Source organism: Bartonella sp. AC130YNZD (assembly GCF_042196865.1).
Classification (GTDB): domain Bacteria; phylum Pseudomonadota; class Alphaproteobacteria; order Rhizobiales; family Rhizobiaceae; genus Bartonella.
Genome location: NZ_JBHIQZ010000186.1, coordinates 1 through 556 on the forward strand (window position 1 = coordinate 1; position 556 = coordinate 556).

The 556-nt window shown below is 41.5% G+C and carries 1 protein-coding gene; it reads left to right on the forward strand.

All coding sequences use genetic code 11. The features are described from left to right. Positions 1 to 245, forward strand: a 245-nt coding sequence (locus ACFINU_RS10375; RefSeq protein WP_375667742.1) for a hypothetical protein, incomplete at its 5' end; no start/stop codon positions are given. Positions 246 to 556: the final 311 nt, after the last annotated feature.

The following is a 556-nucleotide window of genomic DNA, read 5'->3' on the forward strand; positions in this document are numbered from 1 at the left end:
AGGTACGGATGCTTTATTTATCACCAGGTAGAGATGAATACTATATGGTAGCGGCAGGAAATTCTTTGGCGTTGAATCAGGGCATTCAGGAAGAACAGGTTGTTCCAGCTCGATACCGTCAAGAATTCCTGACTATTGCATGGGAACAGGCTCATCTTCGAAGTATTTTTCCCTTCAAATTTTTTTTGATTGGAGCTTCGCTCATTCCTTTTATCCAGCCTAATGAAGTGAATAGGCTTCAATGAGTTTTAATATGCAACACCAAGCAGTTTCGCTTTCTCAGTCTGAGAAATACACTGTTGAAACTAAGTTGGAACGTCAAGAGGCTCTAGATTTAGGGGCTCGTACGTGTATGTATAGTTGTGTCATGTGTTAGGCATATGTGTGTATGTGTGTTGCGTGTGTATGGGAGCGTTGTTATATGTGTATGCATTTCGGGTGTGCATGTGTATGGTATGTGTGCGTGTAGTTTGTGTGTGTGTGTGTGTGCGCATGTAAGTGTAAGCATAGTGAACATGTGTGTGGGTATAAAAAGGTGGCAGCCAACATAAATATA